Below are 1,345 nucleotides of genomic sequence, written 5' to 3' on the forward strand. Positions count from 1 at the left end.
ATTCGAGAGTTAAGTGACGATAGCCTAGGAGATACACCTGTACCCATGCCGAACACAGTAGTTAAGCCCTAGAACGCCTGAAGTAGTTGGGGGTTGCCCCCTGTGAGATATGGTAGTTGCTTAGCTTAATTCCGCCATAGCTCAGTTGGTAGAGCGCATGACTGTTAATCATGATGTCACAGGTTCAAGCCCTGTTGGCGGAGTATAAAGTAAATGAGAAACCTTGATTTTACAGGGCTTCTTTTTTGGCTCTTTGTCAACTGTAGTGGGTTGACTCACTTAACACCGAGAGAGGACAGTTCTTGTCTTCTCTCGTTTTATGTTTATGGCAATGAAAATGCGAGTTTTGTCTTTTCAAAGTTTCTGAAACCAAAGGCGTTGCGCTTAATAACCTTGATGATGTTGTTGGTTGCTTCAATCTTGGCGTTAGAGTAGGGCAATTCCAAGGCATTGACAATCTTGTCCCTATCCTTCAAAAAAGATTCTAAAAACTGTATGAAAGACAGGATTAACGCTTGAAATCGTCTCCTCAATCAGCCCAAAGAGCTGGTCAGCTTGCTTTTCTTGAAAATGAAACAGGAGCAGTTGATAAAGTTCGTAGTGTTCTTTTAGCTCTTGAGAATAGCCGAGCAGTTTAGTGACAACCTCCTGATTAGTCAAGTGCCTGCGAAAAGTTGGGCGATAAAAGCGTTTATCGCTGAGCTTTCGACTGGCTTGTTGGAGTAAACTAGTCCAGTGGACTAGTTTAGCCCGAGCTTGAAAACGAGAGAGCGAGGGTTCCAGTAGCGCTTGAGGGCTCTGTATTCGTGGGAATTTCGATCAAACTGGTTCATTATCTGAACATGTAGCCTGTTCATTGCCCTGCTCATATGCTGGACAATGTGGAAACGATCGAGGACAATTTTAGCCATAGGAAATAGTTTCTTAGCGATGTCGTAATAAGGGCTAAACATGTCCATGGTGATGACCTTAACACGGCTTCTAACCGCTCTAGAATAGCGTAAAAAGTGGTTACGAATGGTGGCTTGTGTCCGACCATCTAGAATTGTTATGATTTTGAGTGAATCAAAGTCCTGTGCGATGAAGCTCATTTTGCCTTTCTTGAAGCTGTTGCTCGCTTTCTCGTTTCAAGGCTCGCACCTCAAACAGTCTCTCCCCAGACTGTTTGAGTCCCAGGACATGTTCTCAGGGAGCCAGGTCAGATCAGTCTTGAACTGGCCTTCCTTTAGTTTTCGGATGACCGTTGAGGTTGATACGGTTAGGCTTTCAGCGATGGCCGTCATGGCGACTTTCTCCATCAATTTTTGAGCGATTTTCTGATTAAGAATGACAGGAATTTGATGGT

General features: G+C 44.1%; 1 tRNA gene, 1 rRNA gene and 1 pseudogene. 2 read left to right on the forward strand and 1 reads right to left on the reverse strand.

Features of this window, described 5'->3' with window-relative positions:
• Positions 1–9: 9 nt before the first annotated feature.
• Both rrf and ACERC5_RS10075 read left to right on the forward strand, forming a co-directional pair.
• Positions 10–125: ribosomal RNA gene (gene rrf, locus ACERC5_RS10070) — 5S ribosomal RNA — on the forward strand.
• A 5-nt stretch (positions 126–130) separates the two neighbouring features.
• Positions 131–203: transfer RNA gene (locus ACERC5_RS10075), tRNA-Asn, on the forward strand.
• A gap of 76 nt (positions 204–279) precedes the next feature.
• Here the strand turns inward: ACERC5_RS10075 and ACERC5_RS10080 are convergent.
• Positions 280–1,345, reverse strand: a pseudogene (locus tag ACERC5_RS10080) (ISL3 family transposase); the annotation flags it as partial.

This window comes from Streptococcus sp. E24BD (assembly GCF_041807825.1).
Taxonomy (GTDB): domain Bacteria; phylum Bacillota; class Bacilli; order Lactobacillales; family Streptococcaceae; genus Streptococcus; species Streptococcus entericus.